Genomic DNA, 4355 nt, shown 5'->3' with positions numbered 1-4355 from the left:
CGCTGGCCGCGCTGCTGCTGGCCAAGTCGCCCGAGGCCGCCGAGCGTGGCGCCACGCTCGTGCTGTCGGACGACTCGGCCGTGCGGGAGGGCGCGATCGGCGACCCGCGGGACGCGGTGCTGGTGGTCGGCAACCTGGTGGCCAACGCGATCGACGCGCTGGACGGCGCGGCGGGCACGATCGAGGTGTCGGTCAGGACCGACGCCGACGGGCTGCACGTACGGGTGGGCGACTCGGGGCCCGGGATCGCGGCCGACCTGGTGGACGAGGTGTTCAGGGAGGGGTTCACCACCAAGGCCGCCCAGTCGGGGCCGCGCGGGCTCGGGCTGGCGCTGACCAGGCAGGCGTGCCTGCGCAGGGGCGGCTGGGTGCGCGTGCGCAACGCGGACGGCGCGGTCTTCACCGCCCTCCTGCCGGAGCCCGCGCGCAGACGGGCCGACGAGCCGGAATCCGCGCGAAGACGCGCCGACGAGCTGGAATCCGCGCGAAGACGGGCCGACGAGCCGCGCCGGGAGCCGGTCCGATGAAGGACATCCGGGTGCTGGTCGTGGACGACGACTTCATGGTGGCGCGCATCCACAGCGGCTACGTCTCCCGCGTGCCCGGCTTCAAGGTGGTCGCCTCCGCCTGCAACGGCGCCGAGGCCCTCACCATGGCCGCCGAGCTCCGCCCCGACCTCGTGCTGCTCGACATCTACCTGCCCGACATATCGGGCCTTGAGGTGCTCAAGGCGCTGCACGACGTGGACGTCCTCATGATCAGCGCCGCCCGCGACCTGCCCACCGTCAGGGAGGCGATGCGCGGCGGCGCGGTCAACTACCTGATCAAGCCCTTCACCGCCGCCGCCCTCGCCGAGCGCCTCCAGCAGTACGCCGACACGCGCAGACGGCTGACGACCATCGGCGCGGAGGTCGGCCAGGACGACGTGGACCGGCTCTTCGGCACCCACCCGGCCGCGACCCCGCTGCCCAAGGGCCTGTCGTCGGCCACGTGCTCGCTGGTCGCCGGCACGCTGAAGCAGGCCGGCCGCGACCTGTCGGCGGCCGAGACCGCCTCCATCGCGGGTCTGTCGCGGGTCAGCGCGCGCCGTTACCTGGAGTACCTGTGCGTCGCGGGGCGTGCCGAACTGAGGCCCCGGTACGGAACCGCCGGACGACCTGAGCATCGCTACCGGTGGATAGGTTGACACACTTCCGTAGCCATTTCTCGTGACATATCCCAATGCGCGTGCCTTACTGTTGCCTGAGGATGTGGCTGCGGAGCGGGAGGAGATTGAGGCGTGCGTAACGCCGGACCGATCGAATCGCCGACCGACCCTTTCGCTTCTGTGCCCTTGCCCATGTCAGGCGGCAGCAAGAAGAAGCCACGGGTCGAAGGACTGCCCCCCGGGGTGTCTCGCGACATCTTCGGGCCGACCGGGCAGCCGGAGCCCCGGCCGGTCACTCCCAGCACGCAGAACGGCCACAACGGCAGCGGCGCGCTGCCCCCCGTGGCGCCGCCGCCCCAGCCCTGGCCGGTGAACGAGAACACCTGGCAGGGCTCGGGCACGCAGTCCGTCCCCGTCTTCGGCATGCCCCCCGAGCGGCTGCCCGCCTTCATCGACCCCGAGCCGTCCCGCCGCCGTCGCCTCCTGCCCGCCGTCGTCCTGCTCGTCGTGCTGGCGCTGGCGCTGGCCTACCTCGTGCCGGCCGTGCTCATGTCCGGGGCGGTGCTGCGCGGCACCCGTGTGGGCGGGGTGGACATCGGCGGCCTCACCGTGACGCAGGCGGCCGACAAGCTGCGCACCGAGCTGTCGGTCAAGCTCAACAAACCGGTCACCGTGGACATCGCCGGTAACAAGGAAACCATCCAGGCCGACGAGGCGGGTCTCGAACTCGACGTGGTCAGCACCATCGGGCAGGCGCCCAGCGGCTTCCCCAGCCCGATCGAGGTGTGGCGGGGGCTGACCGGCACCACCGAGCTCCAGCCGAAGGTCACCATCGACTCCTCCCAGCTGTCCAGGACCATCGAGGGGCTGGCGGAGACGTACGACAAGAAGCCCCGCGAAGGCCGGGTGATCTTCAGGAACGGGCAGCCCGTCACCTCCGACCCGCAGGACGGCGTGGTGCTCGACAAGGCCGACGCCGTACGGCAGATCGGCGACGCCTTCCTGTTCGGCCGCGGCTCCGCCGTGCTGACGCTCAGGCCGGCCAAGCCGTCCACCACCGCCGCGGACGTCAAGGCGGCGCAGGCCGTCGCCAAGCGCGCGGTCGCCGGGCCGATCACGCTGACGCTCGGCGGCAAGAGCGCCCAGCTCTCCCCGCTCGTGATCGCCGCCAACCTGACCTTCGCCCCCGACGACAAGGGCGGGCTGGCGCCCCAGTTCGACGCCCAGAGCGCGCTGGTCAAGGTGGAGAGCAGCCTCGTGGACGCGGCCCAGGCGCCGCGCGACGCCACGTACCAGATCGTCGCCAACAAGCCGGTGCTGGTCCCCGCCCACCGCGGCAGGGGGATCGACGCCAAGGAACTGGCCCGTGACGTGGCCAAGGCGGTCACCGCCGGCGGCCGCACCATTCCCGTGACGCTCGCCGTGGTCGCCCCCAGGGTGACCACCCAGGAGGCGAACGGGTTCGGCATCAAGGAGAGCGTGGGCGAGTTCACCACCACGTTCGACTGCTGCCTGCCCCGCGTGACCAACATCCGGCGGATCGCGGCCCAGGTGGACGGCATGCTGGTCAAGCCGGGCGAGACGTTCTCGCTCAACGCGGCCACGGGCGAGCGCACCGTCGAGGGCGGCTACGTCCAGGCCGGGCAGATCGTCGGCGGCCGGATGGTGCCGATCGTCGGCGGCGGGGTCTCGCAGTTCGCCACGACCATGTACAACGCGACCTTCTTCGGCGGGTTCGACGACGTCGCCCACACGCAGATGGACTACCACGCCGCCCGCTACCCGGCCGGTCGCGACGCCGCCCTGCTCTACCCGCAGCAGGACCTCAAGTGGCGCAACGACTCCGACCACGGCGTGCTGATCAAGACCTCCTCCACCGGCACCTCGGTCACCGTCCAGCTCTGGAGCACCGAGCGCTACGACAAGATCGAGCCGATCGAGTCGGAGAAGCGGAACTTCACCCCCTTCCGCCGGGAGAGCAGCAGCGCGCCCGGCTGCCTGTCCACGGCGGGGGAGCAGGGCTTCACGATCGACGTCACCCGCGTGTTCTTCAAGGACGGCAAGGAAGTCAAGCGGGACGAGAAGATCACCACCAAGTACCGGCCGCAGGCGCAGATCACCTGCGTCAGCAGCGGCAACTGATCCACTTTTCAGGCGCTAGGGGCGGATCGACAGGATCTTGTCGTCGCCGTCCCTGGGCTCGCCCCGGCCGTCCTTGTTGCTGGTGGAGACCCACAGTGTGCCGTCGGGGGCGGCGGCCACGCCGCGCAGCCTGCCGTACGTGCCGTTGAAGAGCCCGACCGGCTTGCCGGCCGAGCCGTCGTCGCTCAGCGGGATCTGCCACAGGCGCTCGCCGCGCAGCGCGCCCACCCACAGCGAGCCGTTGAGGTAGGCGGCCCCGGAGGGGGAGGCGTCCGAGGTGGGCCAGGTGACGATCGGGTTGGTGAAGCGCGAGTCGTCGCCCTTGCCCTCCACCTCCGGCCAGCCGTAGTTGGCGCCCGGCTTGACGAGGTTGACCTCGTCGTAGGTGTTCTGGCCGAACTCCGACGCGTACAGCCTGCCCTCGTCGTCCCAGGCCAGGCCCTGCACGTTGCGGTGGCCGTAGCTGTAGACGAGCGTGCCGAACGGGTTGCCGGGGGCGGGGGCGCCGTCCACGGTCATGCGCAGGATCTTGCCGCCGAGCGAGTCCTTGTCCTGGGCGAGCTGCCGGTCGCCGGTCTCGCCGGTGGTCGCGTACAGGTAGCCGTCCGGGCCGAACGCCAGCCGGCCGCCGTTGTGGATGCCGCCCTTCGGGATGCCCTGGACGATCACCTTCGGATCGGACACCGTGTCACCGGACAGGCGGTAACGGACGACCCGGTTGTCATCGGCCGCGGTGTAGTAAAGAAACAGTTGATCTTCTTTGACCGCCACGCCCATCAGCCCGCCCTCGCCGTCCGGCCGGGCCTCGGCGACCTTCGTCAGCTCGGTGGTCCGGCCCGCGGCGGTCACGCGCAGCAGCCTGGCCGTGTCGCGTTCGGTCACCAGCGCGTCCCCGCTGGGCAGGAAGGTGATCCCCCAGGGCACGGCCAGGTCCTGGGCCACGGTCTTGGGGTCGGCGGGCGTGGCGGCGGCCGGCACGGCCGCGTCCGGGACCGCCTGCTGCCCTCCAGGGCTGGAGCAGGCGGTGGGGGCGGGCAGCAGGGCAAAAGACCGGAGCGTGTTCATG

Annotated in this window: 4 protein-coding genes; 3 read left to right on the top strand and 1 reads right to left on the bottom strand. The window is 71.4% G+C overall.

Annotation, left to right across the window (positions count from 1 at the left end):
* From KME77_RS09195 to KME77_RS09185, 3 genes are all read left to right on the top strand, one after another.
* Positions 1-527: sensor histidine kinase (locus tag KME77_RS09195; protein ID WP_246609479.1), on the top strand; the 527-nt coding region annotated here is incomplete at its 5' end.
* The gene (locus KME77_RS09190) at positions 524-1186 is read left to right on the top strand and encodes a response regulator (protein WP_219463944.1); all 663 of its coding nucleotides are present in this window, start codon (positions 524-526) and stop codon (positions 1184-1186) included. The genes KME77_RS09195 and KME77_RS09190, both read left to right, overlap by 4 nt.
* A 204-nt stretch (positions 1187-1390) precedes the next feature.
* Entirely contained in the window at positions 1391-3289 is a 1899-nt protein-coding gene (locus tag KME77_RS09185) for a VanW family protein (RefSeq protein ID WP_219463942.1), read from the top strand.
* Positions 3290-3304: 15 nt separating this feature from the next.
* On the opposite strand, the gene KME77_RS09180 is transcribed toward KME77_RS09185, so the two are convergent.
* Complete coding sequence (locus tag KME77_RS09180; protein ID WP_219463940.1) at positions 3305-4354, bottom strand: PQQ-dependent sugar dehydrogenase; 1050 nt, start codon at positions 4352-4354, stop codon at positions 3305-3307.
* Position 4355: the final 1 nt, after the last annotated feature.

The organism is Nonomuraea rhizosphaerae, assembly GCF_019396405.1.
In the GTDB taxonomy this organism is placed as follows: Bacteria; Actinomycetota; Actinomycetes; order Streptosporangiales; family Streptosporangiaceae; genus Nonomuraea; species Nonomuraea rhizosphaerae.
The sequence above is the reverse complement of the archived record's forward strand: the minus strand, read 5'-3'. Positions and strand labels throughout refer to the sequence as shown.